At 58.2% G+C, this 10182-nt stretch carries 10 protein-coding genes; all 10 read right to left on the bottom strand.

The genetic code is table 11. The features are described 5' to 3' along the window. Nucleotides 1-22 precede the first annotated feature (22 nt). The 10 genes from Enr8_RS10850 to Enr8_RS10895 all read right to left on the bottom strand — a co-directional run bounded on the left by Enr8_RS10850 (nucleotide 23) and on the right by Enr8_RS10895 (nucleotide 10057). The gene (locus Enr8_RS10850; RefSeq protein WP_146431329.1) at nucleotides 23-679 is read right to left on the bottom strand and encodes a carbonic anhydrase; all 657 of its coding nucleotides are present in this window, start codon (nucleotides 677-679) and stop codon (nucleotides 23-25) included. Between the two features lie 198 nt (nucleotides 680-877). After that, nucleotides 878-1189, bottom strand: a complete 312-nt coding sequence (locus Enr8_RS10855; protein WP_146431331.1) for a hypothetical protein — start codon at nucleotides 1187-1189, stop codon at nucleotides 878-880. Between the two features lie 294 nt (nucleotides 1190-1483). Then, a complete protein-coding gene (locus Enr8_RS10860; protein ID WP_146431332.1) occupies nucleotides 1484-2053 on the bottom strand; it encodes a hypothetical protein in 570 nt (189 codons plus the stop codon). A gap of 68 nt (nucleotides 2054-2121) precedes the next feature. Next, nucleotides 2122-3696 (bottom strand): OprO/OprP family phosphate-selective porin, encoded by a 1575-nt coding sequence (locus tag Enr8_RS10865; protein ID WP_246120031.1) that lies wholly within the window; start codon nucleotides 3694-3696, stop codon nucleotides 2122-2124. 122 nt (nucleotides 3697-3818) lie between these two features. Continuing rightward, nucleotides 3819-4625 carry an SDR family NAD(P)-dependent oxidoreductase gene (locus tag Enr8_RS10870; protein ID WP_146431334.1) on the bottom strand — a complete coding sequence of 269 codons (807 nt, stop codon included), beginning with the start codon at nucleotides 4623-4625 and terminating at the stop codon, nucleotides 3819-3821. Between the two features lie 6 nt (nucleotides 4626-4631). Next, nucleotides 4632-4979 carry a Dabb family protein gene (locus tag Enr8_RS10875; RefSeq protein ID WP_246120032.1) on the bottom strand — a complete coding sequence of 116 codons (348 nt, stop codon included), beginning with the start codon at nucleotides 4977-4979 and terminating at the stop codon, nucleotides 4632-4634. Nucleotides 4980-5137: 158 nt separating this feature from the next. Beyond that, nucleotides 5138-6646, bottom strand: coding sequence for an SLC13 family permease (locus Enr8_RS10880; RefSeq protein ID WP_146431338.1), 1509 nt, complete (start codon nucleotides 6644-6646; stop codon nucleotides 5138-5140). Between the two features lie 9 nt (nucleotides 6647-6655). Continuing rightward, the gene (locus Enr8_RS10885) at nucleotides 6656-7333 is read right to left on the bottom strand and encodes a hypothetical protein (protein WP_146431340.1); all 678 of its coding nucleotides are present in this window, start codon (nucleotides 7331-7333) and stop codon (nucleotides 6656-6658) included. 443 nt (nucleotides 7334-7776) lie between these two features. After that, entirely contained in the window at nucleotides 7777-8904 is a 1128-nt protein-coding gene (locus Enr8_RS10890) for an ISAs1 family transposase (protein ID WP_146431342.1), read from the bottom strand. A 292-nt stretch (nucleotides 8905-9196) separates the two neighbouring features. Next, nucleotides 9197-10057: an IS3 family transposase gene (locus Enr8_RS10895; protein WP_246120033.1), complete on the bottom strand. Its 861-nt coding sequence runs from the start codon at nucleotides 10055-10057 to the stop codon at nucleotides 9197-9199. Nucleotides 10058-10182 lie beyond the last annotated feature (125 nt).

Consider the following 10182-nt stretch of genomic DNA (forward strand, 5'->3'; position numbering starts at 1 on the left):
AAATTGGATCGAGCCGAATCGACTAGGACAGTCCTGCCGTCGACTCATCTACCTGATATTGGCCGGCGTCAAATACCGACACGAACTCGTTCGGCTCGGGCTGCAGCGATTCCACCGCTCCCTTGCCGATGTCGTAAGTCCAACCATGAAGCTGCAGTCTCCCTTCGGCCAGCGCAGCCGCGACAAATTCCAGCGATTGCAGGTTTTCTAGCTGCATGCGGACGTTTTCCTGAATCACCAATTCCAGCATTCGCTCGGGCGATTGCTCACCATGACGACGAGTTGTCCGCTGGACCACGTCTTTGGAGTTCTTCAGCCATTCGGCTACAGAGGGAAGCGAATTGCACGAGGCTGGATCGAGCGTCGCCTTCATGGCGCCGCACTGCGAATGACCGCAGACGACGATATGTTGGACATTGAGCGCCTGGACGGCGTATTCGATCGTCGCGACCTCGCCGCTTGCTGCGTCTTGATACGGGATCATGTTCCCCGCGTTTCGCAGCACGAACAGATCTCCCGGATCGCTGCCGGTGATCAGATTCGGATCGACGCGCGAATCGCTGCAGGTAATGAACATCGTGGGAGGCGCTTGCCCCGTGGCGAGTTCCGCGAAGAGCGACTCTTTCCGCGAATATTCGGTTTGTTGGAATTGGCGGATGCCTTGAACGAGTTTTTGCATACCTTGCGTATTCTCTCGGCGCACCAATGCGCGCCAGTTGCAGGGTCAAAGAAGGTGAACTCAGCCGCGATGCGCAACGACTAGACGCTGAAGTCCATTTACGGGCGACTAGCGCAACAGTCGGCGAAGACGATAGCAGCCGCGCTTGAATCAAGTTTCAAACGCGCACCCAGAACCGGGCGAAGAAGAGACGCAGATTTAGAGCCGAAGGGCAGCGCCAAGACCGTTCCACCCGCTCCGCTCACGACTGATCGCGTTGGACGTAGTTCGCGAAACGTGACGCGGCAACGAGGCCGACAACAGATCAGCCGATTGATCGCCGACGTCGACCTTGGGACGGAACTCGGCCGAGACCAATTGCTCTAGTAGAACGACTTCGACCTCACGCGAGGTTTCGGTCTCTTGCTCACGCAACGATCGTGATGGTGCGATCGAACCAACGATCATCGCCAGTAACATCATCAAGAGAGGAGTCAGCGCTAGAGGAGCGTTTTTCGCATCGCGTCTCATCGGGCTCCCTTGTGTCATGATGACTTGGGCCGAAAAAACGAGGGATACGGTGTGCCCCCGCCAGAATCATATACTGTTATTTACGGTGTTGCGAGGTCCAAAGTCAAGTCGTATTCCCGCAAGCCGTTAACCGGCCGCCGCGACTTAAGGATTGTCGCGGCAAGGGATAGAGCGAGAATCGCTCGAAGATGAATTCTTGGGAAGCGCCGTTTTTCTTGACCATCGATAGGCTTGCCCTGACCAACGTGACGTCGCCCACAGCAAAACTATCGAATCGTCCCATTTGGAGTTGGCTTATTCCGTCAGCGCCGGCAACAGAACCGGCACGATATGTCCGCTCGGTACGATGTCATACCGACGCGATACGCCAGCGCTGACCGGCGGCTCAGCGATCGGTTGCGGCGGAACCGGAGCGGCGCCCGGATCGACGGCCGACGGAACCGGCGGCTGGTCGGTCGCCGGGGCCGACGAGCAACCCGGGATGCACGACTTCAGGCAAGTCCGAATCCATTCGTACTTCGGCGTCGGCTCTTTGTATTCGTTTTGCCACAGAGTGCGAACGGTTCGCACCTTGCCGCACTTCACCAGCGGCGGTTCGCAACCGCAGCAGTCCGACTTCTCCCACGGAAAGCGGACCGGGGGAATCTCGACTTGCTTGCAGCGCGTCGTCCAGCAGGTCTTCTTTTCTTCCTCGCACGATTTCTTGAGCAGGAAGGGGGCGCACTCGACGCAGGGATGATCGCAGCAGCAGGGACCATGCGCGGTCGGGCGGCCGCAGCCCCCGCCCATCATTTCGCCTGCGTTGCTCGTGGCGGCGGTCGTCGCCAACACCGCAATTATCATAAAGATCGCAATCCGTCGCATTCTGTTTCTTCCTTTTTATCGTTCGCCGTAGCGATTGTTTGTTGTTAGGTACGATTCGCCTGTTGGGTTTAGAAGTCGACCATGAACCGGCAACCGAGAATCCAGAAGTTGCCTCCCGTGTATCCATTGACCGGAGCATGTTCGCTGATGTCGCCGTAGATGGCGTTAAACTGCATCTTCGAGTGCGAAGTCCAGTACCAGTTCAGGCCGAGCGTCGCGTTCGTCTCCAGACCACCCTGGATATCTTGATCGGTCAGGTCCAAGTACGAGATGCGAGCCGCCACCTGCCAGGCGCCCCAACCTCCGCCGCAACCGCCGTAGCAATCGGGCACCAGGAAGAAGTTCTCGTACGGCTGAACGCGACTCAGCGTACCGCTCTTGCGATCCAAGACCATGTGCTCGCCGGTCAGGAAATAGCCGACCTGCAAGTAACCGCCATGGAAGTTGAGGTCCGAACGTCCAGCGTCGCGTTGCAGCCAGTTGACCTGGTATTCGCCGCAGAAGTTCCAGGCGCCAACGTTCAGCATCGATTCAACGCCGAGGATTTCGTACCAGTGACAATCCGCGATCCGGTCCGTATTGATCCAGCGGTTGCTGGAGCGTGCTTCGGGACGCGTCCGAAAGCGGGCTTCGTTGCTATTGGGCGCCGTCGAGAGGGCGTCGCCATCGGGATTAGCGACCATACCCGCGATCGCCCAGTGGTACCAACCGCGACCGCCTGAGGAATAGTCATACCAAGGGCTGCTCGCCAGGCGGGCGTTGCCGCTGCCTTGGAACGCGTCGCCGATGTAGGCGCCGCTCTGCGAGATGTTCTCGAGATTGAAGATGCCGTACCGCCAGTTGTACATTTCATCATCGGAGTAGCTGTAAACACAAAGCCCCAGGCGACGAGCGTCCTCATTGAACGCTTCCACCACCAGCGGGCGCTCCATGAAGATGTTGAATCGCGAGCTATTCAAGTGATCCAAACCAAGCGGACGCTTCTGGTTGCCCAACAAGACGGTCGTGTTGCCGGGCAGTTCATTCCATCCCAGGTAGGCGTCTTTGATCGCAGGTTCCGACGGATCGGCAAAGTCGACCTGCATCCGCCACTCCATCGTTTCGAAGATGTCCCCCTTCATTTCGATCCGGAGACGACGGAAAGCCCAACGATTATCGGGGTCGTTCCCTGTCGATGGATTCTCGAAGAACCCAATCCCCGGCGTATTTGTCGGGAAATCCCACGTATCGAGGTGGACGCGACCGCCGATCTTGAACGTCGGCTTGGTTGGCGGCTCGTAAGTGGCCGCCTTCTCAAGAATCGCCGTCTGAGCGTTTTGGTTGGCCTCCAGTCGTTCAATCCGCTCCAACAGATGCGAAACGTTGCCAGCCGGCACATTTTGGATGCTCTGCATGTTTGGCATCGCACTGGCCGGAGCCGGCGGCGCCATTTGCGGAGGCGCCGCGTCGAGTTGGTCGATCCGTCGCTCGAGATCCATAAGCCGACGACTGAAATCGTCTTGGGGCGACGCCGCGTATTGCTCGGCGGCGTAGCTGCTGAAATAGGTGTCTTGAGCGAGAACTGGCGAAACGAGCGTCGTGGCGCCAAACAGGGAAAGGCCCGCTGCGACCGCGCTAGCAAGCTTATTCGTAAACTTCGACATTAAAGCCATCCGCGACAATGGGAGAAGAAAAAGCACTCTCGTTATGTCGCGTTCATCGGGCACAGACGGCATAACCGAACAATAAGATCGCCCAAGTGCGAGTCGCGCCGGATGTATCGATTTCAGCAGTCGTTCTTCCCAGGCAGGGTGGCAACGGAAAAAGGGTCGGCAAAAGCGGCAAATGCGCCCAACCCACCATCGACCTCGATATCTGTAGCGGTTATGAAGGAGGCTCCTTCGCTTGCTAACCAAAGCACCGCCGCCGCAATTTCCGGCGGTTCGCCGATCCGCCCTAGCGGATGACGATTGGCCAACGACTCTTCGCCTCCTTGCTGAGCGAGCGACGCCCGCAATAGCGGAGTTCCCACCGCTCCAGGAGAAACCGATACGACCCGCACACCTTCGCGCGCCAGTTCAACTCCCCATTGTTTGGCCTGCATCACATTGGCCGCTTTGATCGGCCCATAGGCCGGCACTTCGCGAGCGGTTCGATGCGCCTGGGCGCTCGCCATGTTGACGATCACCCCGCTCTGCTGCTTCCGCATGACAGCCGCCGTTTCCATCGCCATATAGGCGTATCCGGAGAGATTGATCGCCACCATCTTGTCCCAGGTCTCGGTCGACAACTCGTCGATCGCTTTATAAGACGCAGGCGGCTGGATCGCGGCGTTGTTGACCAGCACGTCAATCGCCCCCGCCTCTTCGACTACCTGGGCGATTACGCGGCGGCATTCTTCCCGCTTCGAGACGTCGCCGGAGATCAGCTTGGCCGGCAGTTCTCCCTCGGGCTCGGCGACGTCGACCGCATAAACGGTGGCGCCCGAAGCGGCGAAGGCCTGACAGATCGCCAACCCGATACCTCCGGCGCCTCCGGTCACAAGCACCACGCGGCCGGAGTTGTCAAATTGAACGGAACCAGTAGGTCGCATGGTCAGCTACTTCGAAGCCCAGTAGTCAATCACGAACGCTTCATCCAAGTGGGGCATCAGCAGTTCGACAAATTCTTTGTGGGCCGGGTGAGGCAAATAGGCTTCGCGATCCGCTTCGCTCTTGAAGGTAACCAGGAAGCAGTGGGTGTAGCCTTGTGCGAGCATCTCGGGGCTGTTGTTGGTGCCCCATTCAAAATCGGCGATTTGCTCGATCTTGCTCGGCAGTGCGGCGAACGCCTTTTCGACCGCCTGCTTGTCGGCCGGCTTCGCATCTTCCTTGAACTTGAAACAGACGACGTGCCGCAGCAGCTTTTCAGGTTGCGCCGCATCGTCGGCGTACGAAGGAGTATTCATAGCGACCACCACAAGGGCCAACAGGGCGAACACAGACAAACAGAGGGCGCGTTTCATGATCAGTTTTCTCACGCGAAAAGGAGAAGCGAAGGAATCAGAACTACTTAGGATAACAACGGTCCGCCGCCGCGACAAACTCGCCCCCAATAGGGCGGAGATCACATCTTCAACGAACTAAACACCAGCGGCCCGATGGTCGAGATCACCAGCACGATCAGCGCCAGAGAGACGAGATTCAAGACGAAGCCCGCCTTCACCATCTGCCGCATCGTCACGCGTCCCGAGCTATAGACGATCGCGTTGGGGGGGGTCGCGACCGGCATCATGAAGGCGCAGCTGGCCGCCAACGTCGAGGGAATCAACAGCAGCAAAGGGCTGACCTGCAGTTGCTCCGCCGTGCTGGCCAACACCGGATTGAGCATTTCGACGCTCGCCAGGTTCGAGGTCAGCTCGGTCAGCCAAATCATCCCATTGGCGGTCAGCGCCGCCATCGCCAACGGAGGCAGCCCCTCCATCGCCGCGGCGAGCCGATCCCCCAAGTAGCGATCCAGCCCCGTCTCTTCCAAACCGCCGGCGAGCGCCACGCCGCCGCCAAACAGCAGCAAAACGCCCCACGGAATGCGGGTCGTCGATTTCCAGTTCAGCAGTCGGCTACCGTCCACTTTGCCGCTTGGCAGGAAAAAGCAACAAAGTGCCATCAAGATCGCCGCAGTGCCGTCGTCGACAAACTTGTTGTCCAGCAGCGGTCCCCAACCCCAACCTTTCACCGGCTGGCGCAAGATCCACAGTAGCGCCGTGATCGTAAAAACGGCGCCAACGCGCCACTCGGCCGCCGACATCGATCCCAGCTTTTCTAGTTCTTCGTTAATCACCTCGCGCCCGCCGATCGAAGCGTCTGATCCGCACGGAAAGATCCAATAGGTCATCAATCCCCAGCCGATCGCCAAGAATCCCAACGAGAAGGGCAAGGCCAGAATCATCCAGCTGAGAAAACTGACCGGCTCGGCATTAGGAAAGGTACTGTCGTAAAAACCTTTGAAGGCGATGTTCGGAGGCGTTCCGACAATCGTCGCGACGCCGCCGATACTCGCCGCGTAGGCGATGCCCAGCATCAGCGCCGCTCCTAGATTGACGCGTCGCTCGAGACTCATCTTTCCCGCATCAACGCGGGTCAAGATGCTCGCCGCGATCGGCAACATCAACAGCGTCGTCGCCGTATTGGAAATCCACATCGACAGCGCGGCAGTCGCGATCATAAAGCCCAGCACGATTCGCCGCGGCCGATCTCCCACCGAGTAGACGATCGACAGCGCCAACCGGCGATGCAGTCCGCTTTCCTCGACCGCCAGGGCGATCAGAAAGCCGCCGAGGAAGAGGTAGATGAAACGACTGCCGTAGCTGGCCGACACGTCCGCCATCGACTCAATGCCAAGCAGCGGCATCAGCGCCAGCGGCACGAGCGCCGTCGCCGCCATTGGCAGCGCTTCGGTCACCCACCAAACGGCCATCAGCGCGGTGATCCCGGCCATATAATTCAGCTTGGGTTCGCCGGGTCGCAGTTCGCCGCCGAAATAAGGCGCCACAATCAGCCCGATCGCAATCGCCAACCCAGCCCAACGTCCGAACGTGGCGAGTCCGCCGGCGCCCTCTACAGGTTGCTCACTCATGAGGATGACTTATTCGAACTCGCCGCCGATTTCGACCGCCATCGTTCCTTGATTGTCAGAATTGTTGACGTCGAACATCTTCAGAAACAACCGCCCGGTCGCTGGGGCGTTAAACTCACGCGACTTGCCGATCGAAAACGGTTTCGGCTTCTTGTCGCCCGGGTTGGCGATATAGCCGACCAGGCTTCCCAGTTTCAGATCGCGCAGTTCGCGCGGCGGCTCGACGCCGTCGGCGTCTCCTTCGAAAACAAACGTCCATTTCCCCTCGGCCGCGATCCGCAACAGCGCCCCTTGCTGCACGTTGATTCCAGTGTCGCGCCAGTCGCCGTTGGCGCTGATCACCAGCGACTTCCGGTTCGACCCGATCAAATTGCGATTGATCGCATCCATCTTTTCTTGGGCTGTCTTGTATTGCGGCGCCAGTTTCAAGATCTCGGCGAAGACCGCTTTCGCTTTCGCCCAATCCTGCTTACGGGCATACTCGTCCCCCAAATCTTCCGCCTTCTCGACAAACTCGCGCTGGAATTTCATCAGCCGCGGATCTTGGACCGTTGAATCGGGAGAAGCTTGCGATTGTCCGCCTGGGCGACCACGCCCCTGGGCGAGAACAGCGGAAACAAGCAGCGACGCGACGACGCTGGTCAATACCAACTGCCGCACGGCTGCCGGGACGTACCGGAAGTACATACGAGAAACTCCAGCGGGGGGGCAAAGCGATGGGAGAGTGGACATTAGAGCGTTCTACGCCGCGAAATTCAACAAAGGGACCGAGTGCTATACGGGACGCAGCTCGCGCGACCGCCCCACGAATTCGAACAGTCGCCCTCCCCCCAGTGTACTTCAGAAACGCCGCCGAACGCCTTAGCAGTCCGTTGATTTTCTCAACGGGCTGCTGGATCGCAGGGATGCGATCCCCAAATAGCGACGTAAGTCGTTAATTTGCGAGCCGCGAAGAGCTACGCTCTGAGCCTGGCGAGGTTGAAAAATGCCACGATGGCATTTTTCAACAGGCAGTTAGAAAACGAAACGTAACCCCGTCCAGACGACGAGGCCCGTCGTCCGCCAGGCTCTCTGCTCGCGCACAAACTACCCTTTAACCGCCACGAGAAGCACGGCGATCGCACCATAAATCACGTCCCCAGCAACACTTCCAGCAGATAGGCGTCGTTCCGACCCGCTTTTAGCCGCTTGTTCTTCACGCCCACCTTGGCTGTTTTGTTGTTCTTCAAGAGGCTCAGGCTCGTTCTTCTTAGCAGGCTGAAGTTGATGTCGGCGTGTCCTTTGCGGATGCGGCTTTGGTCCTCGCTGAACGTTACGTCGAGTTGCCAATGCAAACTGTTCTCGATACCCCAGTGACCACGGACCGCTTCGGCGAAGCGTTTTCCCGTGAGGTATTTGCTAACGATATAGTAGCGGACGTCGCTTGTCTCTTTGCCGTTTTGCTTGACGATGTTGATCGTCATGCCGATCGCCTTCAGGCTCTTCCACTTGCTCGCGTACGGAAAATCATCCGCATCGATCGGGCAGAGATAATAGTAGCGCGACTCCTCGCGGCCATGCCCTTTCTCGTGCGTTTCGTGACGATGAACTTTCAGCTTCTTGAAGTCGATTTCCATCGCGGCGACGAAGTGATCGCGAATCGCTTGATGCAGATAACGCTGATTTCCTTTGATCGCCAGGCAATAATCGCCGCCTGCGTCGACGATCTTGGCGGCGATCTCTTTCTGACAACCCATCGCGTCGATCGTCACCAAACAGCCGGAAACCTCGATGATTTCGAGCAATTTCGGAATCGCCGTGATCTCGTTACTCTTGGCGTCGGTCGCCACTTGACCGAGGCTCACATGATTAGCGGTCGCCCAGGCGCTGACCATGTGAATCGCCGCCTTGCTGCTGGCGGCGTCGAAACCGCGCCGCAACGTCTTGGCGTCGATCGCGATGATTTGTCCGTCGGTGATCTCTTGCAGCGCCGTGATCCAACTCAGCAAACACTTCTCGAACTCGGCCGGCTTCAGCGCGCCGAGAATCGCGTTGAAACGATCATGCGAAGGGACGCCGCTGCTCATGTCGAGAAACTTCGAAAGCCACTCCTTCTTATCCTCCGCCCAATCGGCGATGGCGACAAAATCGTCCGCCCCGCCGAGCACCGCGCAGAGCGACATCGTGACGATGTTGACCAGCGGATAAGTCACCTTCCGCGTGCGCGGATCGGTCAGGTCGGCAAAGTGCTGTTGAATCGAAGCGGCCGAAGAAGACATGCGGAAGACCTCCCTGCAAAGCGAACGCCTGGCGGCGAAACGGACGTCGCGAAATCGCCAAGACGTATTTGCCGGATTATCGCAGATTGCCCATCATGGCGCAATCGCCGTGCGGCAATCCTCAAGGCACTACTCCGTTTACGCAGTATAACCTTCATTAGTAGTAGTCCGTGTAACCGAGGATGTCCCATGTAATATTTCCCCATGCATCTTCCGTGACCATTAGTCCATAGTGATAAGCGCTGTGAGCCGTGAAGTGGACCCCAGTTTTCGGACCACGGGAGCGAGTTGCTTAGGTGGATACCTTGGCTCCCCGTCGCTGGCTGGTGTGGACCGCCCATGGGGTTCGATTGCCCAGCGACTGATGAGGACGTTCGTGGCTATAGAATTTGAAATACCGAGTCAGTCCTTTCTGACAATCGGCGCCTGACTCGTAATGCTTGAGGTAGATGTCTTCGTATTTCACGCTTCTCCATAACCTTTCGATGAAAACGTTGTCCAACGCCCGGCCGCGACCGTCCATGCTGATCTCGATCGCGCTGGACTTCAATCGATCCGTATACTGGCGACTGGTGAATTGAGCTCCTTGATCCGTGTTGAAAATCTCCGGCGTTCCTTGATCCAACGCCTCGTCCAAGGCGGCTACGCAGAACTCGACGTCCATGCTGTTCGACAATCGCCACGACAAAACGTAACGGCTGAACCAATCCATCACCGCGACCAGATACAGATATCCATGCCGCATCGGAATGTACGTGACGTCGCTCGACCAAACCTGATTCGGGCGGTTGATCACCACGTCTCTCAGCAGGTACGGATAAATTGGATGATGCGGCGCTGGTCGACTTGTGGAAGGTCCCGGCGCGAGCCCTTTGAGCCCCATAATTCGCATCAAACGCTGGGTTCGCTTCCGATTGACGGCGAAGCCTTGCTGATGCAAAAAGGTGGTCATGTTGCGGCTGCCCCAGAAAGGCGTCTGGAGGTACTGCTTGTTGATCCTTTGCATCAAGTCGAGGTTTTCCGCCGTCTCGGGAACCGGTTCGTAGTACAACTGCGAGCGTTGAACGCCCAGCAGTTGACACTGCCTGCGAACGCTGAGTTTCGGGTGACCATGGTCGATCCATCGCAGCGCCTCGTCACGAGTTCTCGGCAACTTTTTTTTTGAGCCACTCCAGCTCGACCTTCAGTCGTCCGATCTGCTCATACAACTCGGCCGGATCGGGCTCATCGCTCTTGGCAGGCTTCGCGCTGCCCCCTTCAAAGGCCTGCTCGGCCCCA

Source organism: Blastopirellula retiformator (genome assembly GCF_007859755.1).
Classification (GTDB): Bacteria; Planctomycetota; Planctomycetia; order Pirellulales; family Pirellulaceae; genus Blastopirellula; species Blastopirellula retiformator.

Excerpts from the sequence above, each read along its gene's own strand:
- Enr8_RS10850 (WP_146431329.1), bottom strand. The coding sequence starts at position 679 with ATGCAAAAACTCGTTCAAGGCATCCGCCAATTCCAACAAACCGAATAT.
- Enr8_RS10855 (WP_146431331.1), bottom strand. The coding sequence starts at position 1,189 with ATGAGACGCGATGCGAAAAACGCTCCTCTAGCGCTGACTCCTCTCTTG.
- Enr8_RS10860 (WP_146431332.1), bottom strand. The coding sequence starts at position 2,053 with ATGCGACGGATTGCGATCTTTATGATAATTGCGGTGTTGGCGACGACC.
- Enr8_RS10865 (WP_246120031.1), bottom strand. The coding sequence starts at position 3,696 with ATGTCGAAGTTTACGAATAAGCTTGCTAGCGCGGTCGCAGCGGGCCTT.
- Enr8_RS10870 (WP_146431334.1), bottom strand. The coding sequence starts at position 4,625 with ATGCGACCTACTGGTTCCGTTCAATTTGACAACTCCGGCCGCGTGGTG.
- Enr8_RS10875 (WP_246120032.1), bottom strand. The coding sequence starts at position 4,979 with ATGAATACTCCTTCGTACGCCGACGATGCGGCGCAACCTGAAAAGCTG.
- Enr8_RS10880 (WP_146431338.1), bottom strand. The coding sequence starts at position 6,646 with ATGAGTGAGCAACCTGTAGAGGGCGCCGGCGGACTCGCCACGTTCGGA.
- Enr8_RS10885 (WP_146431340.1), bottom strand. The coding sequence starts at position 7,333 with ATGTACTTCCGGTACGTCCCGGCAGCCGTGCGGCAGTTGGTATTGACC.
- Enr8_RS10890 (WP_146431342.1), bottom strand. The coding sequence starts at position 8,904 with ATGTCTTCTTCGGCCGCTTCGATTCAACAGCACTTTGCCGACCTGACC.